The sequence below is a fragment of the Bradyrhizobium diazoefficiens genome (assembly GCF_016616235.1).
Classification (GTDB): domain Bacteria; phylum Pseudomonadota; class Alphaproteobacteria; order Rhizobiales; family Xanthobacteraceae; genus Bradyrhizobium; species Bradyrhizobium diazoefficiens_H.
Genome location: NZ_CP067100.1, coordinates 434,942 through 459,989 on the forward strand (window position 1 = coordinate 434,942; position 25,048 = coordinate 459,989).

The 25,048-nt window shown below is 65.8% G+C and carries 23 protein-coding genes; 9 read left to right on the plus strand and 14 right to left on the minus strand.

Annotated features, from left to right (window positions below; genetic code table 11):
* Window position 1: 1 nt before the first annotated feature.
* On the minus strand, window positions 2-1,444 hold the full coding sequence (locus JJB99_RS02045; RefSeq protein ID WP_200497159.1) for a TAXI family TRAP transporter solute-binding subunit: 1,443 nt from the start codon (window positions 1,442-1,444) through the stop codon (window positions 2-4).
* 153 nt (window positions 1,445-1,597) lie between these two features.
* Here JJB99_RS02045 and JJB99_RS02050 point away from each other — a divergent pair, with 153 nt between their 5' ends.
* Complete coding sequence (locus JJB99_RS02050; RefSeq protein ID WP_200497160.1) at window positions 1,598-1,888, plus strand: 4a-hydroxytetrahydrobiopterin dehydratase; 291 nt, start codon at window positions 1,598-1,600, stop codon at window positions 1,886-1,888.
* Between the two features lie 128 nt (window positions 1,889-2,016).
* Window positions 2,017-2,403: a YkvA family protein gene (locus tag JJB99_RS02055; RefSeq protein WP_200497161.1), complete on the plus strand. Its 387-nt coding sequence runs from the start codon at window positions 2,017-2,019 to the stop codon at window positions 2,401-2,403.
* Window positions 2,404-2,586: 183 nt separating this feature from the next.
* Here JJB99_RS02055 and JJB99_RS02060 read toward each other — a convergent pair whose 3' ends face one another.
* Entirely contained in the window at window positions 2,587-3,561 is a 975-nt protein-coding gene (locus JJB99_RS02060) for an NADPH:quinone oxidoreductase family protein (RefSeq protein WP_200497162.1), read from the minus strand.
* A 249-nt stretch (window positions 3,562-3,810) separates the two neighbouring features.
* Between JJB99_RS02060 and JJB99_RS02065 the strand changes: the two genes are divergently transcribed.
* The 6 genes from JJB99_RS02065 (at window position 3,811) to argG (ending at window position 9,879) form a co-directional block, all read left to right on the plus strand.
* Window positions 3,811-4,650 (plus strand): SDR family oxidoreductase, encoded by an 840-nt coding sequence (locus JJB99_RS02065; protein WP_200497163.1) that lies wholly within the window; start codon window positions 3,811-3,813, stop codon window positions 4,648-4,650.
* Window positions 4,651-4,768: 118 nt separating this feature from the next.
* Window positions 4,769-5,431, plus strand: coding sequence for an invasion associated locus B family protein (locus JJB99_RS02070; protein WP_200497164.1), 663 nt, complete (start codon window positions 4,769-4,771; stop codon window positions 5,429-5,431).
* A 199-nt stretch (window positions 5,432-5,630) separates the two neighbouring features.
* On the plus strand, window positions 5,631-6,833 hold the full coding sequence (gene rlmN / locus JJB99_RS02075; protein WP_200497165.1) for a 23S rRNA (adenine(2503)-C(2))-methyltransferase RlmN: 1,203 nt from the start codon (window positions 5,631-5,633) through the stop codon (window positions 6,831-6,833).
* Between the two features lie 128 nt (window positions 6,834-6,961).
* Window positions 6,962-7,456 (plus strand): hypothetical protein, encoded by a 495-nt coding sequence (locus JJB99_RS02080; protein WP_200497166.1) that lies wholly within the window; start codon window positions 6,962-6,964, stop codon window positions 7,454-7,456.
* A gap of 214 nt (window positions 7,457-7,670) precedes the next feature.
* Entirely contained in the window at window positions 7,671-8,447 is a 777-nt protein-coding gene (locus JJB99_RS02085) for a phosphatase PAP2 family protein (RefSeq protein ID WP_200497167.1), read from the plus strand.
* A gap of 94 nt (window positions 8,448-8,541) precedes the next feature.
* Complete coding sequence (gene argG, locus JJB99_RS02090; protein ID WP_200497168.1) at window positions 8,542-9,879, plus strand: argininosuccinate synthase; 1,338 nt, start codon at window positions 8,542-8,544, stop codon at window positions 9,877-9,879.
* Window positions 9,880-10,059: 180 nt separating this feature from the next.
* On the opposite strand, the gene JJB99_RS02095 is transcribed toward argG, so the two are convergent.
* From JJB99_RS02095 to JJB99_RS02145, 11 genes are all read right to left on the minus strand, one after another.
* Entirely contained in the window at window positions 10,060-12,267 is a 2,208-nt protein-coding gene (locus JJB99_RS02095) for an OmpA family protein (protein ID WP_200497169.1), read from the minus strand.
* A 186-nt stretch (window positions 12,268-12,453) separates the two neighbouring features.
* Entirely contained in the window at window positions 12,454-12,696 is a 243-nt protein-coding gene (locus JJB99_RS02100; RefSeq protein ID WP_200500015.1) for a hypothetical protein, read from the minus strand.
* A gap of 69 nt (window positions 12,697-12,765) precedes the next feature.
* Complete coding sequence (locus tag JJB99_RS02105; protein WP_200497170.1) at window positions 12,766-13,152, minus strand: VOC family protein; 387 nt, start codon at window positions 13,150-13,152, stop codon at window positions 12,766-12,768.
* A gap of 24 nt (window positions 13,153-13,176) precedes the next feature.
* Complete coding sequence (locus tag JJB99_RS02110) at window positions 13,177-14,001, minus strand: FkbM family methyltransferase (RefSeq protein WP_200497171.1); 825 nt, start codon at window positions 13,999-14,001, stop codon at window positions 13,177-13,179.
* Between the two features lie 103 nt (window positions 14,002-14,104).
* Window positions 14,105-16,063, minus strand: a complete 1,959-nt coding sequence (locus tag JJB99_RS02115) for an ABC transporter ATP-binding protein/permease (RefSeq protein WP_200497172.1) — start codon at window positions 16,061-16,063, stop codon at window positions 14,105-14,107.
* A 53-nt stretch (window positions 16,064-16,116) separates the two neighbouring features.
* Entirely contained in the window at window positions 16,117-18,270 is a 2,154-nt protein-coding gene (locus JJB99_RS02120) for an ATP-binding protein (RefSeq protein WP_200497173.1), read from the minus strand.
* Window positions 18,271-18,460: 190 nt separating this feature from the next.
* A complete protein-coding gene (locus JJB99_RS02125) occupies window positions 18,461-19,243 on the minus strand; it encodes a succinate dehydrogenase iron-sulfur subunit (RefSeq protein WP_200497174.1) in 783 nt (260 codons plus the stop codon).
* Between the two features lie 25 nt (window positions 19,244-19,268).
* Complete coding sequence (gene sdhA, locus JJB99_RS02130) at window positions 19,269-21,104, minus strand: succinate dehydrogenase flavoprotein subunit (protein WP_200497175.1); 1,836 nt, start codon at window positions 21,102-21,104, stop codon at window positions 19,269-19,271.
* A gap of 3 nt (window positions 21,105-21,107) precedes the next feature.
* Window positions 21,108-21,512, minus strand: coding sequence for a succinate dehydrogenase, hydrophobic membrane anchor protein (gene sdhD, locus JJB99_RS02135; RefSeq protein ID WP_200497176.1), 405 nt, complete (start codon window positions 21,510-21,512; stop codon window positions 21,108-21,110).
* Complete coding sequence (gene sdhC, locus JJB99_RS02140; RefSeq protein ID WP_183249632.1) at window positions 21,509-21,907, minus strand: succinate dehydrogenase, cytochrome b556 subunit; 399 nt, start codon at window positions 21,905-21,907, stop codon at window positions 21,509-21,511. The genes sdhD and sdhC overlap by 4 nt, the downstream gene beginning before the upstream one ends.
* A gap of 64 nt (window positions 21,908-21,971) precedes the next feature.
* Complete coding sequence (locus JJB99_RS02145) at window positions 21,972-22,370, minus strand: hypothetical protein (protein WP_200497177.1); 399 nt, start codon at window positions 22,368-22,370, stop codon at window positions 21,972-21,974.
* A gap of 41 nt (window positions 22,371-22,411) precedes the next feature.
* On the opposite strand from JJB99_RS02145, the gene JJB99_RS02150 reads away from it, so the two are divergent.
* Window positions 22,412-23,272, plus strand: a complete 861-nt coding sequence (locus tag JJB99_RS02150; protein WP_200497178.1) for a sulfite exporter TauE/SafE family protein — start codon at window positions 22,412-22,414, stop codon at window positions 23,270-23,272.
* 185 nt (window positions 23,273-23,457) lie between these two features.
* Here the strand turns inward: JJB99_RS02150 and JJB99_RS02155 are convergent, their stop codons facing one another.
* A complete protein-coding gene (locus JJB99_RS02155) occupies window positions 23,458-24,987 on the minus strand; it encodes a malonate--CoA ligase (RefSeq protein ID WP_200497179.1) in 1,530 nt (509 codons plus the stop codon).
* Window positions 24,988-25,048 lie beyond the last annotated feature (61 nt).

The window sequence follows — 25,048 nt, forward strand, 5'->3', positions numbered from 1 at the left end:
TTCACGCGTTGCCGGCGGCTCTGAACTGCGGGCCCGAGCGTTGCGGGTTCTGCGGAACGCTGAAGAGCACCGCCTTGCGGTCGGCTACCGCAGCGTGGAACTGGTCGAGCACGATGTTGATGGCGGTGAGCGCAGCCTGTTCAATCACACCCTGGTCGAAGCAACGCAGCGTATCGCGCAGGATCTCGTCCGCCTCGGCCTGCATCTGGTCGAGCTCCTCGGTGCTCTCGCTCTTGCGTGCTGCGGCAATCATGTCGAACAGCCTGTCGCGCAGATGGCTGTTGCTGTCGCGTTCGTCCTTCTTCAAATAGCCCGCAAACCAGGCGCCGAGCGAGCCCATGGCGGAGAGCGCCATCAGACTCCACCAGATGTAATCGCTGTACCTGTCGAGGAAGGTCTTTTCCTCGCCGTCGACAAAGGCGGCGGCGCCGGGATGCACGGGGATCGCGGCGTCCTTGTCGGTGTCGGGCGTCTCGATCTTCGCGGCCTGCGGGAAATCCGTCAGCAATTGCTGGCGCACGGCGAACAGCTGCCGGGTGAAGGCCGCGATGGTGGTTTCGGACACGCCTTTGCGCGCCACGATATGGTGCGAGAAGCTGATGGTCTTGACCTCGTCGTCGGGGCGATCGGGTGAACCGCCATAAGTGCCGGCGGGAATTTCCGAGGCCTCGTAGACCGGGTGGTTCTGCGCGATCGCATCGGCGGAATCGATCGCAAGGAAGATCGGCGCGCCACCATCCTTGGCGGAGGCCGCGATCGCATCCGACGTGATCTTGCTGTTGACGGGACCCGCCGCGAGATAGCCATCGGCCTTCTGGGCCTTGATCGCTTCGGCCGCTTCATTGGCCGGGAATTGTACGACCTCGACCTTGGCGGGATCGACGCCGTATTGCTGGAGGATCACCTTGAGCAGATTGACATTGGCCTGCGTCTTGCCGACCACGCCGACGCGATGGCCGGCGAGCTGCGGGATCTTGGTGATCTTGGCGCCCTTCTTCTTGCCCTTGCCGGGCACCGACCACAGCACCACCACGTTCTTGCGCAGGGTCGCGACCGCCTGTGCGTTCTTCGGCACGTCCAGATCGCCGCGCACGATGGCCAGATCGACCTTGCTCTCTGCGAGTGCCTCCGCGCTCGCGGTGGCGCCGTCGGTCTGGACCGGCCGCAGCCGCACATAGCTCTTGTTCTGCGCAAAGGCCTGCGTCAGGGTCTGCACGACCTTGACGTCGTCGCTGTTGGCGGGACCGACCGCGATCTTCAACGTCACCGGGCGCATCGCGAAATAATAGCCGCCCGCGAGCGCGCCGATGATCGCGAGCACCAATGCAAGCGAGACGAGCGCCGTTCGCCGCGCCGCTGATCGCGGCGACGAGGTGGGCGTTTCGGCCAGGTCCGATCCCCCGGTCATCGATCTCCCGAACAGGCGCTTGAGGCTCAGTTTCATCTTGGCCGGCGATTTACGCCCGCAATTGTAGCAAAATTCTTGTTCGGCGGGGTTACATCTCCGTCATGGTTAGCGGGATGGACGAAATCCTGGATGAACCCGGGCCGCAGGCACGGTGTTAGGGTAAAGTTCCCCTGAACGACGGAGGCGATCATGGCAGAGCGGCTGACGGCGGAAGCACGTAAGCAGGTGCTGGGCGGACTACCGGGCTGGACCGAGATTCAGGGCCGCGAGGCCATCGGGAAAACCTTTGTCTTCAAGGATTTCAACGAGGCATTCGGCTTCATGAGCCGCGCCGCGCTGGTCGCCGAGAAGATGGACCACCACCCCGAATGGCGGAACGTCTACAAGACCGTGGAGGTGGTGCTGTCGACCCATGACGCCGGCGGCGTCACCAAGCTCGATATCGAGCTCGCCAAGGCGATGAACGCCATCGCCGGCTGACACCCTAGCTGACATTTGCCTGACATCTTGTCGGAGCTGGCCAAGTCCCCATCTTGTGATCCGCAGGGATGTGGCGATCTGCCGCTCTTTGCTGACGTCGCTCTTGGCTGAGCGGGGAGTTTGTCGAAATGGCTGCCGAACACAGCGTGGGTTTCGAGCCGGCCGACCGGCTCGCGGAAGATCGCGAGAGCGTTGGCCGCCGCTTCTGGCGCAAGCTGAAGCGCGTCGCCGCGCAGCTGCCGTTCGCGGAAGATCTGCTCGCGGCCTATTACTGCGCGTTCGACCGCCAGACACCGCGCCATGTCCAGGCCTCGCTATTGGGCGCGATCGCCTATTTCATCCTGCCTTTCGACTTCGTTCCCGACGTGATGCCGATCCTCGGCTTCACCGATGATGCCGCCGTGCTCGCCACCGCCATCCGCATGGTCGCCAGCCACATCACGACCGAGCACCGCGAAGCCGCCCGCGCCGCGCTGAAGCGCGGCGTGGATGAGGCGGAGGCGGAAGCGGCGTAGTCGACTCGGCCTCAGCCACATACTCCGCTGTCATTCCCCGCGAAGGCGGGGAATCCAGTACGCCGCGGCCTCTCGATTCGACCACCGGCGTCACGGAGTACTGGGTCGCCCGGTCAAGCCGAGCGACGACAGCGGAGTGTGCTGCGCGCATGTCGCGGCAAAGCTGACGTCGCCCGCATCACCTCACGGATGCAGGATCACCTTGCCCATCGCTTGCCGCCCCGCGAGCACCTTGAGCGCATCCGCCGTCTGCGCCAGCGGGAAGGTGCGGTCGACATGAGATGAAATCTTTCCTTCCGCGGTCCACCTCACGAGCTTCTCGAGATTGGCGCGGTTCTTCTCCGGGTTGAGCCGGGTCCAGGCGCCCCAGAACACGCCGCGGATGTCGCAGCCTTTCAAGAGCGCGAGGTTCAGCGGCATCTTCGGAATGTCGCCGGCTGCAAAGCCGATCACGAGAAAGCGGCCCTCCCAGGCGATCGAGCGCAGCGCGGCTTCCGCGTAAGCGCCACCCACGGGATCGAAGATGATGTCGACGCCCTTGCCGCCTGTCAGCTTGCGCAAGCCTTCCTTCAAATCCTCCTTGGCGTAGTTCAGCGTCAGCTCGGCGCCATGCGCCTTGGCGAATTCGAGCTTCTCGTCCGACGAGGCGCAGGCGATCACCTTGAGTCCCATCAGCTTGCCGAGCTCGCAGGCAGCGAGGCCGGTGCCTCCGGCCGCGCCCAGCACCGCGAGCGTCTCTCCCGGCTTGGGGCTCGCGCGGTCTTCCAGCGCATGCAGCGCGGTGCCGTAGATGATGATGATGCCGGCCGCGCGGTCGTAGTCGAGATTGTCGGGGATCTTCACGATGGATGCGGCCGGCAGCGCGATCTTCTCGCGCGCGCCGTTATGGCCGCAGGACGCCACCACGCGATCGCCGACTTTCAGATCGGTGACGCCGGGGCCGACGCTCTCGATCACGCCGGCAACTTCCGCGGCCGGCGAGAACGGGAACGGCGGCTTGATCTGGTACTTGCCCTGAATCATCAGAAGGTCGAAAAAATTCAGCGCCGCCGCCTTGATCGCGATCACGGCCTCGCCGGGCCCCGCCACCGGATCCGGCACATCGGCCAGCACGAGATCGTCGGGCTGGCAATATTGCGAGCAGAGGATGGCTTTCATTGCGGCACCTTGAGCGTTTCGAGTGGAATTAGTTGGGTCGGTTTTGCCGGATTTAGACACGGGCGACAATCCGGATTCTTTGCTGGTCGTCCTGTTCGGCCTATCCTCGTCATTGCGAGCCACCGGGTCCGCGCGAAGCGCGGCCCGATGACAGGCTCCGCGGAGCAATCCAGAATCCGTCCCGCGGAAATAGTCAGGATTGCTTCGCTTCGCTCGCAATGACGAATCCCCGGAGAAAGGATTCAAACGATGTTTGAAACAGGTCTGCTCAGGGACAAGCGCATCCTCGTCACCGGCGGAGGCTCGGGCCTCGGCGCTGCGATGGGACGCCGTTTCCTTGCGCTCGGCGCCGAGCTCGTCATCTGCGGCCGCAAGCTCGACCGGCTCGACGCAACAGCGCGCGAGATGCGCGCGCAGAGCGGAGGAAAGGTTACGACGATCGCCTGCGATATTCGCGACGGCGCCGCCGTCGATGGCATGATGGATGCGATCTGGCGCGAGGCGCCGCTCGACATCCTCGTCAACAACGCCGCTGCGACCTTCATCGCACAGAGTGAGCATCTGTCGTTCCGCGCGGCAGATGCGATCCTCGCACCGACCCTGCACGGCGCGATGTATTGCACGCTCGCCGCCGGCAAGCGCTGGATTGAGGGCCAGCACAAAGGCGTCGTGCTCTCGATCCTTTCGACATCGACCATCACCGGCCGCGCCTTCACTGTGCCGTCCGCGATGGCGAAGTCGGCGATGCTGGCGATGACCAAGAGCCTCGCAGTCGAATGGGGCCCGAAGGGCATCCGCACCGTCGCGATCGCGCCGGGCCCGTTCCCGACCGCCGGCGCATCGGGGCAGCTCCGTCCCGAGGCCCGCAACGAGGGCTGGACCGCGCGCAACCCGCTTGGCCGAACCGGCGAGCACAGCGAGCTTGCCGATCTCGCCAGCTTCCTGGTCTCGGACCGCGCCGGCTACATCAATGGCGAGATGGTGGTGATCGACGGCGGCGCGCATCTGCGCAGTTCCGGCGCCGAGGATTTGCTTGGCTGGAGCGATGCGCAATGGGCCGCGCAACGCGCCGCGCGATCCCGGGGATGACGAACCGGCTGACCCGCTAACTGCCTTCCCAAATTGGACTTTCCCGGCTATCCCTGCCGTGGGGACAAAGCGCGGCCGGGCCATCTTCCAGTCACAATATTGAGGGAACCACTCCAGCATGTGGCGGGTGCTGACTTTAGCTTTGATGACTGGCGTAGCGGCCGTCGGAATGACCGGTTCCGCGCGGGCTCAGACGGCGCAACCGGCGCCCAAGGCTGGACCAAAAGAGGCGGCACCAAAGCCGCCCGCGCCGACTGCCCATACCAATGCCAAAACGGCTGCAAAGCCAGAGAGCAAACCGGCGGCCCCGCCCGCTGCGGTTGCGGGCGGCGCGGAACCGACCCTGATCGGCCAGTTCGGCACCTGGGGCGCCTATTCTGCGACGCCCAACGGCAAGAAGGTCTGCTTCGCGTTGGCAAAACCCTCGTCGTCGAAGACCAATCCGCCGAATCGCCCGCGCGATCCGGCCTATGCCTTCGTCTCGACCCGGCCGGCGGAGAAGGTGAACAACGAAGTCTCGGTCATGATCGGCTATGCGCTGAAGCCGGGCTCGGAATCGACCGTCGAGGTCGGCGGCGCCGCCTTCGCCATGTACACGCAGGGCGACGGCCTCTGGATCAAGAACGCGGCCGAGGAGGAGCGGATGGTCGAGGCCATGCGCAAATCCGCCGATCTCGTGGTCAAGGGCACCTCGGCCAAGGGGACGGAGACCACCGACACCTTCTCGCTGAAGGGCCTCGCCCAGGCGCTCGACAAGATCGCCCAGGATTGCAGGCGGTAAGGCTAAGTAGTGGCCGCGGTCGCAATCGGCAATTCCGGTTGCTATATAAGGGCCGTTCCACAATCTCGGTCGTCATGGCCGGCTTGACCCGGCCATCCACGCGCTAGCCACAGGCGTAAAAGCTAGCCACAGGCGTAAAAGAACGTGGATGCCCGGGACAAGCCCGGGCATGACGAGACAGCAACTACTCAGGCAACCAATGCAACCGACGACCGAGCCGCACAACGCAACACTGGTGGAGAAAACTCCGCTCGAAATCTATGTGCCGCCGGCAAAACCGTCGCTGATCGGGCTGTCGCGCGCCGAGCTTGCCGATCGCCTTGGCGAGATCGGCGTTGCACCGGCGCAGCGCAAGATGCGCGTGCAGCAGCTGTGGCACTGGATCTATTTCCGCGGTGCCCAGAGTCTTGACGACATGACCTCGATCTCGAAGGGCATCCGCGCCGATCTCGCCCAGCATTTCACGGTCGACCGGCCTGAAGTCGTGGCCGAGCAGATATCCAGCGACGGCACCCGCAAATGGCTGCTGCGCCTGCCGAGCGGCGACAATGTCCAGAAGGCGCATGAAGTCGAGTGCGTCTACATCCCCGAGACCGATCGCGGCACGCTCTGCGTCTCCTCGCAGGTCGGCTGCACGCTGAACTGCTCGTTCTGCCACACCGGCACGCAGCGCCTGGTGCGCAATCTCACCGCCGGCGAGATCATCGGCCAGGTGATGGTCGCGCGCGATCGTCTCAACGACTGGGCCGACCGCGAGGACGGCACGCGCCGCGTCACCAACATCGTGATGATGGGCATGGGCGAGCCGCTCTACAATTTCGACGCGGTACGCGATGCGCTCCTGATCGCCGGCGACAATGAAGGCATCGGCATCTCCCGCCGCCGCATCACGCTGTCGACCTCCGGCGTCGTCCCGAACATCGTGCGCGCCGGGGAGGAGATCGGCGTCATGCTCGCGATCTCGCTGCATGCGGTGCGCGACGAGCTGCGCAACGAGCTGGTGCCGCTCAACCGCAAATACCCGATCAAGGAGCTGCTGCAGGCCTGCCGCGACTATCCTGGCGCCTCGAACGCGCGGCGCATCACCTTCGAATATGTGATGCTCAAAGGCGTCAACGATTCGCTCGACGATGCCAAGCTGCTGGTGAAGATGCTCAAGGGCATTCCGGCCAAGATCAATCTGATCCCGTTCAATCCCTGGCCCGGCACGGCCTATGAGTGCTCGGACTGGGACCAGATCGAAAAGTTCTCCGAATACATCTTCAATGCCGGCTATTCCTCGCCAGTGCGCACCCCCCGCGGCCGCGACATCCTCGCCGCTTGCGGCCAGCTCAAGTCGGAGACGGAAAAGCTCTCGGCCCGTGAACGCCAGGCGCTGCGCGCCATGGCGATGACGGATTAGCTTGTCATGTGCGCGCTCTCGCCTCCTCGTCATTGCGAGCGAAGCGAAGCAATCCAGAATCTTTCCGGGGAGACAATCTGGATTGCTTCGTCGCAAGAGCTCCTCGCAATGACGGCGGAACTGGCATCATGTCCCTGATCGGCCGCCTCATCGTCATCTTCGTCGGCTTCCTCGCCGCCTGCTTCATTGGCGGCATGATCGTGGTCGTTGCGCTGCTGTTTCCGGAATTCGCCGATCTCGGCGCCGGTCCCGTCGATCAGGGCGCGATCGACATTTTGCTGGGCTTTGGCTTCATCTTCGTCTCCGGCTTTGCGCTGGTGCCGGCAGCGGTGATCGTCGCGATCACCGAAGCGCTCTACATCCGCAGCGCGCTGGCCTACGCCGTCGGCGGCGGCATCGTCGGGCTCGCCTGCTATCTCGGCCTCATTCCCTTCCACTCCGACACGTTGCAGTTCGAAGGCATCGTGCGGCGGCACCTGGAAATCATGACCGGCGCCGGTATCGTCGCCGGCGTCGTCTATTGGCTGATCGCCGGCCGCAACGCCGGCGCCTGGCGCAATCCGCCGCCCCCGCACAAACCGCCCCCGCCGCTGCCGTCGCATTCGCGGCCGGATGTGCGGTGACGCTTTACCCTCCCCTGGAGGAGGCGGGTCGATCGCGCATAGCGCGAGCGGGGTGGGGGTGACAGGACTATCCGCGATGGCGGTGCGCGTCGCTTCACCCCACCTCGGTTCGCATTCCGCTTCGCGACATGCGAACCGATCCTCCCCCTCCAGGGGAGGATGGGCACTTCCGTTGGGGTTTTCATCCCCCTCCCACTCCGCTAAACCGCGCGCCATGAACCGGACTGGACTCTTCATCGCCCTGGCGTTGTGGCTCGTGATCGGCGTGGTTTTCGGCCTTTACCCCGAGCTCGATCTCAAGCTCGCCGCGTTGTTCTTCGACCCCGAGACGAAGACGTTTCCGCTCAAGCTGAATGAGTGGGCCGGCGTTGCGCGTGACGCCGCCATGTGGATCGCCTGGGCGTTCGCGCTACCCCCGCTGGTTGCGCTCGTGGTCAAGATGATCAGGCCCGACCGGCCGCTGATGGTGTCGGGGCGCGCGATCATCTTCCTGCTGGTGACGTTGACGCTGTCGGCCGGCATTTTGACCAATCTCACTTTCAAGACCTATTGGGGCCGGCCGCGCCCAGTCGTGGTGACGCAGTTCGCCGGCGACCAGCAATTCGTGCCGTGGTGGGATCCGCGCGGCGACTGCACGCGCAACTGCTCGTTCTTCTCGGGCGAGGGCGCGACCGCGTTCTGGACGCTGGCGCCGGCTGCGCTCGCGCCCCCGGCATGGCGGCCGCTCGCTTATGCCGGCGCGGTTGTGTTCGGCCTCGTCACCAGCGGCCTGCGCATGGCGTTCGGCGGGCACTTCTTCACCGACGTCTCGATCGCGGGTCTCGTGACCTTCCTGGTGATCTGGTTTGCCCACGCGCTGATCTATCGCTGGCCGCGGACCCGGTTCTCGGACGCGGCGGTCGATGCCGCCCTGACCCGGCTGAACATGCCGGCCTACCGGCTCCGCCAGCGACTGTTCGGCCGCAGGACGGGCCCAGAGCCCTCGGTCTGAGGCATTAAATGCGTGCCCGGCCGTGCGAAATTTGATATTCGCCCGGTCAAGCTCCTCCCTGACACCAGCCCTTTGAGACCCGATTGGAAGCCTCATGACCACGATCCTGAAAAGCCTGCCCAAGGGTGAGAAAGTCGGCATCGCGTTTTCCGGCGGACTCGACACCAGCGCGGCGCTGCTCTGGATGAAGCAGAAGGGCGCGCGCTGCTACGCCTATACCGCCAATCTCGGCCAGCCCGATGAAGCCGACTACAACGAGATTCCGCGCAAGGCGGAAGCGTTCGGCGCCGAGAAGGCCGTGCTGGTCGATTGCCGCACGCAGCTGGTCCATGAAGGCATCGCCGCGATCCAGTCCGGCGCCTTCCACATCTCGACCGGCGGCATCACCTATTTCAACACCACGCCGCTGGGGCGCGCCGTCACCGGCACGATGCTGGTCGCGGCGATGAAGGAGGACGGCGTCAACATCTGGGGCGACGGCTCGACCTTCAAGGGCAACGACATCGAGCGCTTCTACCGCTACGGCCTGCTCACCAATCCGTCGTTGCGCATCTACAAGCCCTGGCTCGACCAGCAGTTCATCGACGAGCTCGGCGGCCGCGCCGAGATGTCGGCGTTCATGACCGCCCAGGGCTTTGCCTACAAGATGAGCGCCGAGAAGGCCTATTCGACCGATAGCAATCTGCTCGGCGCCACGCATGAAGCCAAGGATCTCGAGAGCCTCGACAGCGGCATCAAGATCGTCAACCCGATCATGGGCGTGCCGTTCTGGCGCGACGACTGCGACGTAAAAGCCGAGAAGGTCGTGGTGCGGTTTGAGGACGGCCAGCCGGTCGCGCTGAACGGTCAGACCTTCAGCGATCCCGTCGCGCTGTTCCTCGAAGCCAACGCGGTCGGCGGTCGCCACGGCCTCGGCATGAGCGACCAGATCGAGAACCGCATCATCGAGGCCAAGAGCCGCGGCATCTATGAAGCGCCCGGCATGGCGCTGCTGCACATCGCCTATGAGCGTCTCGTCACCGGCATCCACAACGAGGACACCATCGAGCAGTACCGCATCAGCGGCATGCGGCTCGGGCGCCTGCTCTATCAGGGCCGCTGGTTCGATTCGCAGGCCCTGATGCTGCGCGAGACCGCGCAGCGCTGGGTCGCGCGCGCCATTACCGGCGAGGTGACGCTGGAGCTGCGTCGGGGCAACGACTATTCGATTCTCAACACCGAAAGCCCCAACCTCACCTATGCGCCGGAGCGGCTCAGCATGGAGAAGGTCGAGGACGCCGCGTTCACCCCGGCCGACCGCATCGGCCAGCTCACCATGCGCAACCTCGATATCGCGGATACGCGGACGAAGCTGAAGCTCTACAGCGACACGGGTTTGCTGTCGGGCAGCGAAGGCTCGCAGATCTTCCGGCTCGGGAGCGATAAAGGCTGAGACTCTCGTGTCCCGGACAAGCTGCAACGCGCAAGCGTTGCGGCGCTGAGCCGGGACCCATAAACCATTCGCAGCTTCTGGGCCCCGGCTCTGCAGCGCTTTGCGCTGCGTCCGGGGCACCAGAACGTTCATACAAAAATGGCCGGGATCGCTCCCGGCCATTTTGCATCGTGCTTTGCCTCAGCGCGGCGGCGCGGTGCCGGGCGGGGGCGGCGGCAGCGAGGCCTGGCCGCCGTTGAGCAGCGGCGTGATGCGGCGGACGGTGACGCGGCGGTTGATGCGGCTCGGACCGTCGGTCTGCTCCTTCAGATACTGCTCGCCATAGCCTTGCGAGGTCAGGTTCTCCGCGGGCACGCCGAACTGCTGCGTCAGCAATTCGGCCGCGGCCTGCGCACGGCGGTCCGACAGCGACAGATTGTCGACATCGTTGCCGACCGCGTCGGTGTGTCCCTCGATCAGGAACACCTCACGCGGGTTGCGCTGGATCGCCTGGTTGAGGCCGTCGGCAATCACCTGCAGCCGGGCCGCCTGGTCCGGCGGGATGGTCCACGATCCCGTCTCGAAGTTGATCGTGTTGACGTCGATGCTCGGCATCTGCATGCGGACATTGGGGCTGTAGCGGATCTCGTCGAGCGAGTAACGCCGATCGATCCGCTGCACCGGCGGTGCCACCATGGTCTGGTAGATCACGTCCGGCGAGGCCTCCTCGGCGTCGACGATGTAGCGATCATAGGGAATGTTCACGACCGGCGGTGGCACGTCGACATAGAAGCCGCCGACCGCCCGCGGATCGCGGTACGTGTTGTCGATGATGATGATCTCTTGCCCGCGGGGATCCCTGCGGATCCGTCGCAGCAATCGACCGTCCTGACCGACCACGGTGACGATCTCGCTGCCGTCGGGACGAACAACGATCGTGCGGGTATCGCCGCCGACGGTGTCGGTGCGGATATCGCGGGCGCCGTAGCGGAAGCGATAGAGGTCGTTGCCGCGGACGTAGGCCTGCCCGCCGGGATCGCGGATGATGATGCGATCCGGCTCGGTGTAGACGGTGCGGCCGCCTTCGACGGTCTCGCGTCGCTCCCTATGGAGGTCGGCGATGGTGGCGCCGATCACGGCACCGGCCACCACGCCTGCACCGATTGCGAGCGGGGTCAAGTCACGCTGCTGCGGACGCGGCGGGGGCGGCAAGGGGGCCGCAACCGTGGGCGCGGCGCGGAAAGCCGGTGCAACCGTCGGCGGCGCATATTGTGCCCGGTTGGGCGGCGGCGCTGCGGCCGGCGAGCCGGGGACGACGGTCGGCGCCGCGGCGCCGGCGGGAGGGTTCGGCCGTGCCGGCGCGCCCGCCTGCGGCGAGGCCGGCGGAGCTCCGGCGGCGGGTGCGCCCGCAGGAGGCGTTCCGCCCTGACGTCCGGGCGGGGACGTCACAGCGCCGCCGGGCGCCGGTGTTGCTGTCGGCGACGGGGTCGCGCCGGGCGTCGGCGTCGGGGCCGCGCCGGGGCGTCCGGACGGCGGGGTCGGAGTGCCTGCAGGGCCGGGTGTGGCCGTCGGAGCGGGCGTGGCCCCGGGAGCCGGCGACGGCGATCCCGCAGCCGGAGGGGGCGTGCCGGGACGCCCGCCGGGCGGTGGCGCGCCGGGGCGGCCAGCAGGCGGCGTGCCGGCAGGCGCCGGCGTTGCGGTCGGCGCAGGTGTTGCCGTTGGTGCAGGTGTCGCCCTCGGTGCAGGTGTTGCCGCTGGCGCAGGTGTTGCGGTCGGCGCGGCCGCGCCAGGACGGGCCGCAGGCGCAGCCGGCGAAGGAGACGGCGTTGGCGAAGGCGCCGGCGTTGGGCGTGCCGCAGGAGCCGGCGGTGTTGCTGCCGGTGGCGTCGGAGCAGGACGCGCGGCGGGCGGAGCTGCAGCCGGAGGCGGTGTCGGCGTGTGCTGCTGCGTGGCCGGAGGCGGTGGAGTTGGCGCGGGCGCATGCTGCTGCGGAGCCGCAGCCGGAGGCGGCGACGGCTGCTTGGGAGCGGCTGGCGGGGGCGGCGGTGTCGGTGCCTGATGCGTTGCAGGTGGCGGAGGTGGTGGTGCCGGGCGTGACGGCGCGGCAGCCGGCGGCGGCGCGGCCGGAGGATGCGGCGGTGCAGCCGCGGGCGGCGGCGCGGTCGGGCGCGCGGGCGGAGCTGCGGCTGGCGGAGGCGGCGTGGCCGGACGCGCAGCCGGTGGCGGTCCCTTCGGCGCTTCCTTGGGCGCTTCCTTCGAAGGCTGCTTCGATTTGTCGTTCTCTGGCAGCTGTGGCTGCGCCTGCGCGACCACGAGCGGCGGCGCGCTTTGCGCATGCGATGCGGAGCTTGCGAATTGCATCGCGGTCAGAGCCGTGGTGGCAAGCAGCACGAGACGAAGGTTGGTCATGGCGGTGAATTTCCCCGGAAGGTTCTTTGACGGAGTGCTTGGATGAACGGCTATGCGTTAGGCCGGATTGTGGCGGGCGAAGCGGCCGCCGCCCGATTTATTTCTGCATGGAAATCACGTCACTACGGCGACGTTCATTGCGCATTCAGACCCTGGTTGCAATCGCCTCACATGTGATGGTTCGTCTCATGTCTGGTCCCGCGACGAATTTGCATCGGTCGCGGGATTCGGCGTGAGCGGCCCGTTCGGTCCGCGTGGTGGAATCTCTTCGGGAATACGACCCGGCAGTTCGTCGGGTCGCGGTGGCGAGCCGGGCTCGCGCACCGGTGGCGTGATTTCAGGCTGCGGATTGCCCGGCGGAATTCCCGGCGGCGGTTCGCTCGGCGTGCCCGGCGTCGACGGTGGAATCTCGGGCGGTTCGATCGGCATCGGCATCGGGATCGGTTGTCCAGAGGGTGACAACGATGATGTCGCGCCGATGTTCCGCGTCGCGCCGTCCTATTCCGGCGCGTGGCAGACGGCCTCGATGTTGTGGCCGTCAGGATCGAGCACGAAGGCGCCATAGTAGTTCGCGTGATAATGCGGCCGGATGCCGGGCGCGCCATTGTCGCGGCCGCCGGCCGCCATCGCCGCCTTGTAGAAGGCGTCGACCGTGGCGCGGTCTTTCGCCGCAATGGCGACATGGACCGGCTTGTTCATCGCGCCTTCGGCCCCAAACCAGAAATCCGGCTTGCCGTTGGCGCCAAAGCCCGCGGCAGCAGCGTGGCCGGTCTGCTCCGCCGTCACCTCCATGACCAGGCTGTAGCCGAGCGGCGCCAGCGCCTTGGTGTAGAACGCCTTGGCGCGTTCATAGTCGGAGACGGAGAAACCCAGATGGTCGATCATCGTAACCTCCGTTGTTCGTTCCCGTCAGCGCGACAGGAACGTATTGCTCCGCGTCTTGCGCACGATCGCAAAGCCGCGCGCGACCATGTCGGCCATACAATCCTGCTGCCATTCGTTTTGTGACAGGTGCTCGATCACCACCGCGCGCGGCCACAGCGTCTGCGGCGCGTCGCGGAAGAAGCCGATCAGCACGCGGTCCTCAAAGCCCTCGACGTCGATTTTCAGCGAATCGACCTGCGTCACGCCGGCCTCGTCGAGAATGCGGATCAGGCGCAACGACGGCACCTTGATTGCATCGGTACCGGCTGTGCCGGTGACGACATGGGTGGCGCCGAGATTGCCGCCGCCGCTCTCGATCATGAGCTCGCCGTCGTGATCGCCGGCGGCGGCCTGCACCAGGCGTACCTGCGCCACCTTCGATGCGGCATGGTTGAACGCGAGCCGTCCGAACGTCAGCGGATGCGGCTCGATCGCCACCACCTTGCCATGAGTGCCGACCTGCTTCGCCATCACCAGCGCAAAGGTGCCGACATTGGCGCCGACATCGACGAAGGTGCCGCCTTCAGGCGTGTGCCGGCGCAGGAAATCGAGCTCATCGAGATTGTAGTCGGGATTGAACAGCGCGCCGCGCTCGGTGGCGCTGCCCAGATGATAGAGTCGGAACGAGGCGCCCTGGTACTGCACGTCGACCGGACCGCCGCGCAAAAGGTTCACCAGCCGCGACAGCCACGGCCGGAATGCGCCGCGCTTCAGCCCCGATTGGCTCGCGAGGCGAATGATCGCGGCCTGCGCAGCATTCGGCGCAAACGCGCCGAACGGCGCGGTCGATGGGGCGTTGTCGGGCGTCAAGCAGGCGGTCCTCGTGGCAAGCGGCGCATGCATAGCCGGTTTTGGTGGGGACTCCAACGCTCCAAACCGGTGTCGTCCGCGCGAACGCGGGGACGACGGATCGTCACGCCGCCTTCTTCGGCGGGGCCTTCCGCTGGCGCAAGAAGCGGCCGAGCAACCTGTGCCTGCCCTTGCGCGGGATCAGGTCGACGTCGCTGACGAGTTTGGCGCCGCCCTTGCGGCGCTCCAGCACGATCTTGCGGCTGTGGAAGGCTTCGAGCTCGGCGCGATGCGCGACGCTGACGATGGTCGCCTTTGGCAATTCGTCGGTGACCATCTGCATCATCTTGTCCTGGCTCTTCTCGTCGAGCGCGGAGGTCGCTTCATCCAGCACGACGATGTCGGGGTTGTGCAGCAACAGCCGCGCGAAAGCGAGGCGCTGCTTCTCGCCGCCCGACAGCGTCTGATCCCACGGTCCCTCCTCCTCGATCTTCTCCTTGAGATGGTCGAGACCGACCTTGTGCAGGGCCTCGCCGATCTCCGCCTCGGTCCAATTCTCGGCCGCGCCGGGATAAGCGACGGCACGACGGAGCGAGCCGGAGGGCACGTAGGGCCGCTGCGGCAGCATGAACAGCCGCCGGTCGGGATGGAAGTTGACGCTGCCGCCGCCCCACGGCCAGAGCCCTGCGATGGCGCGCACCAGCGTGCTCTTGCCTGTGCCGGATTCGCCGGCGACCAGGAGGCGCTCGCCCGGCTCGATCACCACTTCGGTCTCGCCGACCACCGCGGTGCCGTCATCCAGCGTGACCGAGAGATCCTTCAGCTCAAGCATGGCCTCGTTGCCGGTCTCGCCGCGCTTGATGCGGCCGATCCCCTCGCCCTGCTCGGCGCGCTCGAGGCCGTCGAGCGACATCATCAGCGAGGCGATGCGGCGGGCGCAGGCGTTCCAGTCGGCAAGACGCGGATAATTGTCGACCAGCCAGCCGAACGCGCTCTGCACGATCGTGAAGGCGGAGGCCGCCTGCATCACCTGGCCGAGTGTCATGCTGCCGTCGAGGAATTTTGGCGCGCAGAGCAAGAGGGGGACCACGGGAGCAACGAGGCTCGAGCCCTGCGACACCAGCGTGGTACGCATGTGTTGCCCGGCGAGACGCGCCCATTGCCGCAGCACGTTGGTGAAGTTGCGGTCGATGCCGTCGCGCTCTTCCTCCTCGCCGCCGAGCAGTGCGATGCTCTCGCCGTTCTCGCGCACGCGCGTCAGCGTGTAGCGGAAATCGGCTTCCGCCTGGTTCTTGTCCTCGGAGACCTGCACGAAGCGGCGGCCGATCGCCACGATCGATCCCGAGGCGATCGCGGCGTAGAGGATCGCGGCGATCACGAGGAAGCCGGGAATGGTGATGGTGGCGCCGCCGAGCGTCACGGTGATCGCACCGCCGATGGTCCAGAGCACGACGATGAAGGTCGCCGCCGACAGCAGTGCCGCGGTCACGCCGGCGAGGAAATCGACGGGCGAATCGGTCGCGACGCGCAGATCCTCGGCGATCCTGTATTCGGGGTTCTTGTGGTCGCCGCTGACGAGGTTGAGCTGATAGTAGCGCCCGTTCTTGAGCCAGCGCGTCAGCACGCTTGCGGTCAGCCATGCGCGCCAGCGCCGCTGGATGGCCATGCGCGCGAACACCTGCGCGACGCCGAGCACGATGCTGCCGATCGCGAGCGGGAAGAACATCGCGCTGAGATGGAAAACGGTGCTCGCATCGCGCGTCTCGATGGCGTCGAAGATCGCGCGATTCCAGACATTGATGCCGTATTGGAAGCCGACGGTGAGCACGATCAGCACGACGAGGCCGATCGAGAATGGCCAGGCCAGCCGGTCGCCATTGCGGCTCCAGAAGCCGCGCGCGCTGATCCAGAAGCGCGTCAGCAGATAGTCCTTGCGGGCCTGCTCGGCCTCCTCCGGCGATAGCTCGGGATCGGGCTCCAGCGATTCCGGCGGGGGCGGGGCGACTTCATCGCCGTTCTCGCCGGTGATCTCGACGATGGGCGGCTTATCGCCCTGTTCGCGCTGTGCGGCCGGCTTCTGCATGAGCGGACAACGCGAAGGAAATCAACCGGTTCCATCGGGTTCCGCGGTACCGCTCACTCCGCCGCGCCGTCGCGCACCCGGCGCAGCCGCGCAGCCCTGTAGAGCACCTGCGACAGCTCCTCGATCGAATAGGGCTTTTGCACGAGTTCGAAACCGAGGCTGCCCTCCTGCGCGAGCGCCTCGCTGTAGCCGGTCGTCAGCACCACCGGCACGCCGATGCTGCGGTCGCGGATTGCGCGCGCCAGGTCGAGCCCGGTCATGCCGGGCATCACCACGTCCGAGAACACGACGTCGAAGCGCTCCGCATCGACGACGAGCTCGGCCAGCGCGTCGGTTGCATTGTCGACCAGGGTGATGCTGTAGCCGAGCTCGGTGAGGCCGTCGGCGGCGAAATTGGCGAGCTCGATATTGTCCTCGACCACCAGCACCGACATGCCGCTGCCGGTCAGCGCCGGCGCGGTGTTCGGCGCCTGCCGCTGCGGCAGCAGGTCCGGCGGCACGCGCGGCAGATAAAGCGAAAAGGTGCTGCCCTGGCCAACCTCGCTCATCACGGTCACCTCGCCGCCGGATTGCCGGGCGAAGCCGAACACCTGGGACAGGCCGAGCCCGGTGCCGTGGCCGATCTGCTTGGTGGTGAAGAACGGCTCGAAGATGCGCCCGAGCTGCGCGGGAGGAATGCCGATGCCGGTGTCGCTGACCGCGATGCTGACAAAACCAAAATTGTTCAAGATCTGGCTGTCGGTGAGCTGCGCGAGCGTGTCCGGAACGCCGGTCGCGACCTGCACCGAGAAACTGATCCGGCCTTTGCCCTGCATGGCATCGCGCGCATTGGTCGCCATGTTGATCAGCGCCGTCTCGAACTGGCTGGCATCGGCGTTGACGAGGCAGGGCTCGGCAGGCAGCCGGATCGCGATCTCGATCGCCGGGCCGAGCAGCGTGGCGAGCATGTCGTGCAGCGATTGCATCCGCTCGCCGACGTCGAACACTTCCGGCTTCAGCGTCTGCCGCCGCGCAAAGGCGAGCAGCTGCGAGGTCAGCTTGGCCGCGCGTGCGACCGCGTCCGCGATGGCGGTGATGTAGCGCTGGCGCCGCTCTTCCGTCAGCTGCGGCCGGTTCAACAGGTCGACCGAGGCGCGAATCACCGTCAGCAGATTGTTGAAATCGTGCGCCACGCCGCCGGTGAGCTGGCCAAGCGCCTCCAGACGCTGGCTGTGCTTCAGCGCCTCCTCGGCTTCGCGCCGCGCGGCGGCCTCGGCCTGGAGATGCTGGGTGCGGCGGAACGCAAACACCAGCAGCACGAACAGCAGCGCGGTGGCGGGCACGCCGAACACCAGATGCTGGCCCATGGTGGCGTACCAGCGCGCGCGAATCGCCGAGGTCTCGAGGCCCGCGCTGACATAGATCGGATATTCGGCGACGCGCCGATAGCCGATGCGGCGTTCGATGCCGTCCGACGGCCAGGCGATGGTCATGAGCCCGTGCGCGGGGTGAGCGGCGATCTCCCGTCCGACCGGTCCGCCCGGGTCGAGCTGGAGGTCACGGTCGAGCTGCGGGAAATGGGCCAGCATCACGCCGTCGGTGCGCCCCAAGGCGAAGAAGCTGCCGGGATCGGCGCCGATCCTGGCATAAAAGCTCTCGAAATATTCCGGCAGGACGGAGGCCTGGATCACGCCAATGAAGCGGCCATCGTCGGTCTCGCGGCGACGGCTCACCCCGAAGAAGCGTGCGCCCTGATAGGGTTGGCGCGGCGTCAGCGGCGTGCCGATGAAGGTGCCGATGCTCTGGTCGACATGTGCGTAGAAATAGTCACGATCGGCAAAACTCTGCTCGGGCGGCGGCGAGACGAGGCTGTTGACCAGCGACCGCCCGTCCGCATCGAAGATCCATGCCGATTTGAGTTGCGGCAGCGAATCGGCGAGGCGCTTCAGGCGCCGGTGCAGTGCCGGCTCGCGCGCGCGGATGGCGTCGTCGGACAGGCCGTGCACGACCTCGTTGATCTCGGCGAGGCTGCGGTCGATGGTCTCGAACACCTTCAGCGCGTGCTCATGGGCGACATCGAGCGTGCGCTCGATCTCGCGGTCGGCGGTGTCGCTGGTCGATGTGTAGGAGATCGTGGATGCGAAGACGAACAGCGCAATCGGAAGCGCCAGGGATGCAGCCATCATCCACTGCAACAGTCTCAGCGAGTTACGTTGTGCGCCCTGCACGGCCGCTCCGGTCCCTGGCCGGAGAGCTTACTTGAATTTCCAGCCGGGAAGGAAGCGGCTTGTGACGGGAACCTTTGGTTGCGTTCCGTCAATTCGCCCGCAACGCGGGTCGGGGCAAATTCTACTCAAATTTCGATCGATCGTGGAATGCCCCGGCCACGTTGGCCGGGGTGCGTAGCATGAACGAGGCCTAGATCTGCCGCTCGACCATCTTGAGCTTGAGCTCGGCGATGGCTTCGGCCGGGTTCAGGCCCTTCGGGCAGGCCTTGGCGCAGTTCATGATGGTGTGGCAGCGATAGAGGCGGAACGGGTCCTCGAGATTGTCGAGCCGCTCGCCGGTCGCTTCATCCCGCGAATCGGACACCCAGCGGTTGGCCTGCAGCAGCGCGGCGGGGCCGAGATAGCGCTCGCTGTTCCACCAATAGCTCGGGCAGGAGGTCGAGCAGCAGGCGCACAGGATGCACTCGTAGAGACCGTCGAGCTTCTCGCGGTCCTCGTGGCTCTGGCGCCATTCCTTCTGCGGCGTCGGCGAGGTCGTCTTTAGCCACGGCTCGACGGACGCATATTGTGCATAGAAATTGGTCAGATCGGGGACGAGGTCCTTCACCACCGGCTGGTGCGGCAGCGGGTTGATCTTGACCGCGCCGTCCTTGACGTCGTGCATCGAGCGGGTGCAGGCGAGCGTATTCTGGCCATCGATGTTCATGGCGCAGGAGCCGCAGACGCCTTCGCGGCAGGAGCGGCGGAAGGTCAGCGTCGGGTCGATGTGGTTCTTGATCCAGATCAAACCGTCCAGCACCATCGGACCGCAATCGTTGGTGTCGACATAATAAGTGTCGACGCTCGGATTCTTGCCGTCGTCCGGATTCCAGCGATAGACGCGGAATTCGCGCAGCTCGGTCGCGCCCGCGGGCTTCGGCCAGGTCTTGCCGCCTGATATCTTGGAGTTCTTCGGAAGTGCGAATTCAACCATTTTCGATGAGGCCTTCGCTGCTGGCTCAGTAAACCCGCGCCTTGGGCGGGATGTACTGCACGTCGTTGGTCATGGTGTAGTCGTGAACCGGGCGGTACTCGATCCTGACCTTGCCGGATTCATCCAGCCAGGCCAGCGTGTGCTTCATCCAGTTCTTGTCGTCGCGCTCGGAGAAGTCCTCGCGGGCATGGGCGCCGCGGCTCTCGGTGCGGTTGGCGGCCGAGTTCATCGTCACCACCGCCTGCGAGATCAGATTGTCGAATTCCAGCGTCTCGACGAGGTCCGAATTCCACACCAGCGAGCGGTCGGACACCGCGATGTCGGTGATGCCGCTGTGGACCTTCGCAATCAGGTTCTGGCCTTCGCTCAACACTTCGCCGGTGCGGAACACCGCGCAATTGTTCTGCATCACGTGCTGCATGCCCTCGCGCAGCTTGGCGGTGGGCGTGCCGCCGGAGGCATAGCGATAGTGGTCGAGACGGCCGAGCGCGAGCTCGGCGGAGGTCGCCGGCAGTTCCGGCTGCTTGGCGTTGGGCGTCAGCTTCTCGGCCAGGCGCAGCGCGGCGGCGCGGCCGAACACGACGAGGTCGATCAGCGAGTTGGAGCCGAGACGGTTGGCGCCGTGCACGGAGACGCAGGCGGCCTCGCCGATCGCCATCAGGCCGGGGATAATGGCGTTGTCGTCGCCGTCCTTCTTGGTCAGTACTTCGCCGTGATAATTCGTGGGAATGCCGCCCATGTTGTAGTGCACGGTCGGCACGATCGGGATCGGCTCGCGCGTCACGTCGACATTGGCGAAGATCTTTGCGGATTCCGAGATGCCCGGCAGCCGCTCGGCGAGCACCGCGGGATCAAGATGGTCGAGATGCAGGAAGATGTGGTCCTTCTTCTTGCCGACGCCGCGTCCCTCGCGGATCTCGATCGTCATCGCGCGCGAGACGACATCGCGCGAGGCGAGGTCCTTGGCGGACGGCGCATAGCGTTCCATGAAGCGCTCGCCCTCGGAATTGACGAGATAGCCGCCTTCGCCGCGGGCGCCTTCGGTGACGAGGCAACCCGAACCGTAGATGCCGGTCGGGTGGAACTGCACGAATTCCATGTCCTGCATCGGCAGGCCGGCGCGCAGCACCATGCCGCCGCCGTCACCGGTGCAGGTGTGCGCCGAGGTGCAGGAGGCATAGGCGCGGCCATAGCCGCCGGTGGCCAGGATCACGGTCTGGGCGCGGAAGCGGTGCAGCGTGCCGTCATCCAGCTTGAGCGCGATCACGCCGCGGCAGGTGCCCTGGTCGTCCATGATCAAATCGATGGCGAAGAATTCGATGAAGAACTCGGCGGCGTGGCGCAGCGACTGGCCATACATCGTGTGCAGCATGGCGTGGCCGGTGCGGTCGGCGGCGGCGCAGGTGCGCTGCGCCTGGGCTTTGCCGAACTCGGTGGTCATGCCGCCGAACGGGCGCTGGTAGATCTTGCCGTCCTCGGTGCGCGAGAACGGCACGCCCCAATGCTCGAGTTCGTAGACCGCTTCGGGCGCGTTGCGCACCATGTATTCGATCGCGTCCTGGTCGCCCAGCCAGTCCGACCCCTTCACGGTGTCGTACATGTGCCAGCGCCAGTCGTCCTTGTGCATGTTGCCGAGCGAGGCCGAGATGCCGCCCTGCGCCGCGACCGTGTGCGAGCGGGTCGGAAACACCTTTGTGATGCAGGCGGTGCGAAGACCGGCTTCGCTGCAGCCGACCACGGCGCGCAAGCCCGCGCCGCCGGCGCCGACCACGACGACGTCGTAGGTGTGGTCCTCGATCGGATAGGCTTTTCCGTTGGTGGCGGGAGCGCCGTTGCCCTTGCCATTCATCTCGTTGGCCATGGGTTAGACTCCGGATGAAAGCTTCAGGATCGCGTAGGTCGAGGCGAGCGCCACGGCGATCGAGAAGAAATTGTTGAGCATGATCGAGACGAGCTTCAGCTTCTCGTTATGGACGTAGTCCTCGATCACCACCTGCATGCCGATCTTCATGTGCCAGGCGCTGGCGCCGATGAAGAGCAGCAGGATCACCGCGATCGGCAGCGAGCCGAGGATCTGGGCGGCGCCGGCCTGGTTGCGGCCGAGCAGCATCATGATGATCACCAGCACCGGGATCATCAACAGCGTCATGGCGACCCCGGTGATGCGCTGGCGCCAGAACTCGCCGGTGCCGGAATGCGCGGCGCCGAGATTGCGGACGCGGCCGAGCGGGGTGCGCATGCTGCGCTTGGGCGTATCGGTCGCGCTCATCGTCCGCCTCCGGTCGCATAGGCAATGATCCAGATCAGCACCGTCAGCGCGATACCGCCGATCAGCGCGCCCCAGGTCAGCGCCTCGCGCTCATTGGCCTTGAAGCCGTAGCCGAGGTCCCAGACGAAATGCCGGATGCCGCTCAGCATATGGTGCATCAGTGCCCAGGTGTAGCCGAACACGATCAGGCGGCCGATGATGCTGCCGGTGAAGGCCTGGACGTGGGCATAGGCGGCGGGGCCGGAGGCCGCTGCGATCAGCCACCAGGCCAGCAGCAGCGTTCCGACATAGAGGGCGATACCGGTGGCGCGATGGACGATGGACAGCGCCATCGTCAGCGTCCAGCGGTAGACTTGCATGTGGGGAGAAAGCGGTCGTTCGATCCGTGCGGTCATGGGCTTTGATGTTGTATGGCGGCCCAGCAGGGCGCGCGCGGGGATCGCGAAAGGTCGGCTCTATTTACGGAGTCGATTTCGCCTGCGCAATCACCAAATCGCCATAAATCGAACCCGCGTTCAGCGCTACAGCGTTGATGAAGCTAGGGCAATCAGAGGCTTGGTATACCAGCACATCGGTCCGCCAGCGAAGAAGCGAATCAAAATTCACCTGATCTGAGAAACCCAGGCGCGTTGAAATTGCTACTGGAACGCCTCTAAACGGACCATGCCGTCCAAACCGGCCGCACGCTTTCATTCCGGTCGCTACCCTCTTCAGCCGCCGCCAATCTGCGCCCTCTTCCATCGCGTTTGGCTGAGTCTTGGATATGCGCATCCTGCATTCCACCCCAGCCGCGACCTGCGGAATGTCGACCGCGGGAATCAGATCGCCTAAAGCTCCGCGCGTGGCGTTGCGAAGCATGTGGCGGAGATGCTGCGACCAGTCGCCAGGGCAGGTCAGGGGTGATTGCAGGTCTTGATATCAAGGAAATCGCCGAGCTCGCACTGCTGCTGATCGCAACCGGCGCGCTCTCGGGATTTTTGGCCGGTGTATTCGGCATCGGCGGCGGCGCGATTCTCGTCCCGGTGTTTTACGAATGCTTCCGCATCGCCGGCGTGCCGCTGGAGGTGCGCATGCCACTTTGCGTCGGCACGTCGCTGGCGGTGATCATCCCGACATCGATCCGCTCCTTCCAGGCGCACCACAAGCGCGGCGCCGTCGACATGGCGATCCTGCGTGTCTGGTGGCTGCCGATCCTGATCGGCGTCGTCGCCGGCAGCGTGGTCGCCCGCTTCGCGCCGGAGCGGCTGTTCAAGATCGTGTTCGTGTGCGTCGCATGGTCCGCCGCCGTGCGGCTGATGTTCGCGCGCGAGAGCTGGAAGCTCGGCGACGATCTGCCGAAGGGGCCGTTGATGCGCGCCTATGGCTTCTGCGTCGGCATCCTCTCGACGCTGATGGGCATTGGCGGCGGCCTGTTCTCGAATTTGCTGATGACGTTCTACGGTCGGCCGATCCACCAGGCGGTCGCGACCTCGTCGGCGCTCGCCGTGCTGATCTCGATTCCCGGCGCGCTCGGCTACATCTATGCCGGCTGGCCGGCGGCGGCGAACTATCCGGCCGTCACCGCGTTGCAGATCCCGTTCGCGCTCGGCTACGTCTCGCTGATCGGCGCCGTGCTGGTGATGCCGATGAGTCTTGTGACAGCGCCGCTCGGCGTAAGAGCGGCGCATGCGATGTCGAAGCGAACGCTCGAAGTCGCGTTCGGCTGTTATCTCTTCATCGTCGGCAGCCGGTTCGTGCTAAGCTTGGTGGGCGGGCAGTGATGGGGTCGGGGCACACGCGTTCCACACTCTCAGTGTCATTCCCCGGGAAGGCGGGGAATCCAGTGCGCCGTAGCCTCTCGGCTCTATCACGACTGTCTCTGGAATACTGGATGCCCCGCCTTCGCGGGGCATGACAGTGCGTTGTGTGGACGCTCCTTGCCGCGACAACCCGCGACGAGCCTGCTTCACTTCTTCGCGTAGATATCCTTGTACGCATCCCGCAGCACGTTCTTCTGCACCTTGCCCATGGTGTTGCGCGGCAGCTCGTCGACGACGAAGACCCGCTTGGGCATCTTGAACTTGGCGAGCCGCCCGTCGAGCGCCTTCAGCACCGAGGCTTCACTGACGTCCGCGCCCTTGTTGCAGACCAGAACCGCCGTGACGCCTTCGCCGAAATCGGCATGCGGCACGCCGATCACGGCGGATTCGACCACGCCGGGCATGGCGTCGATCTCGCTCTCGATCTCCTTGGGGTAGACGTTGAAGCCGCCGGAGATGACGAGATCCTTGCCACGGCCAAGGATGTGGACGTAGCCCTTGGCGTCGATCTTGCCGAGGTCGCCGGTGATGAAGAAGCCGTCGGGCCGGAATTCGGATTTGGTCTTCTCCGGCATGCGCCAGTAGCCCTTGAACACGTTCGGGCCCTTGACCTCGATCATGCCGATCTCCTCGCGCGGCAGCTCCTTGCCGGTCTCGGGGTCGGTGACGCGCACGGAAACGCCGGGCAGCGGAAAGCCGACCGCGCCGGGCACGCGCTCGCCGTCATAGGGGTTGGACGTGTTCATGTTCGTCTCGGTCATGCCGTAGCGCTCGAGCACGGCATGACCCGTGCGCGCCGACCATTCGCGGTGGGTTTCAGCCAGCAGCGGCGCCGAGCCCGAGATGAACAGGCGCATGTGCTTGGTGGTCTCGCGCGACAGCGCGGGATTTTGCAGCAGACGGGTGTAGAAGGTCGGCACGCCCATCAGCACCGTGGCCCGCGCCATCAGCTTGATGATGAGATCCGGATCGAGCTTCGGCAGGAAGATCATCGAGGCCCGCGCGAACAGCGTCACGTTGGTCGCCACGAACAGGCCGTGGGTGTGGTAGATCGGCAGTGCGTGGATCAGCACGTCCTTGTCGGTGAAGCGCCAGTAGCCGACCAGCGAGAGTGAGTTCGAGGCGAGATTGTCGTGCGTCAGCATCGCGCCCTTGGAGCGGCCGGTGGTGCCCGAGGTGTAGAGGATCGCGGCGAGATCGTCGCCGGCCCGCGTCACGGTCGCAAATTCGCTGCTGGCCTTCTCGGCGGCGTCCGTCAGCGAACCCTTGCCGTCAGGCCCGAGCGTCTCGACCTTGGCCTTCACCTTGGCGGCGATCGGAGCAAGGCCTTCGGCCTTGGCGGGATCGCAGACCACCAGCGACGGCTCGGCATCGCCGATGAAGTAGTCGAGCTCGTTCAGCGTGTAGGCGGTGTTGAGCGGCAGATAGACCGCGCCGGCCCGCACCGTGGCGAGATAGAGCACGATATTGGCGACCGATTTCTCCACCTGCACCGCGACGCGGTCACCGGGCTTGACGCCGCGCGCCACCAGCACATTCGCCATCTGCCCGGCCCGCGCGATGAGATCGCCATAGCTGATATGGCCGCCATCCTGCGTCTCGATCGCGAGACGTTTGGGGTCGTCGAGGCCATCGAACAGGCGGGAAAACAGGTTGGCATTGGCTGCTTGGTTCATGCAAGAATTCCTCGACCGCAAGGCTGACAAGGCCGGTCAAACCGAGGGCTGGATTAGCAAA